We start from the raw sequence: 215 nt of genomic DNA on the forward strand, positions 1-215 counted from the left end.
GCTTGAGCCGGCAGATCGCCTGCGCCAGAACGAACCCGAACACCAGGCTGAGGACCGCTGTCTCGGCCGAGATTCTGAGCGTGGTGAACAGCACCGACAAGTTCACACCGGTCAGCGCGTCGGCGTACCAGTGCAGCGTGAACGAGCCGTCTGCGTTCTTCAGGCTCAGCAGCAGCGTGGAGAAGATCGGGTAGACGAACAGCACCAGCAGGTAG

General features: G+C 62.3%; 1 pseudogene. It reads right to left on the minus strand.

Annotation, left to right across the window (positions count from 1 at the left end):
• Window positions 1-215 (minus strand): annotated as a pseudogene (locus OO68_RS41970) (ABC transporter permease); the annotation flags it as partial.

Origin of the sequence: Streptomyces iakyrus, from assembly GCF_000717055.1 — a bacterium.
Classification (GTDB): domain Bacteria; phylum Actinomycetota; class Actinomycetes; order Streptomycetales; family Streptomycetaceae; genus Streptomyces; species Streptomyces iakyrus.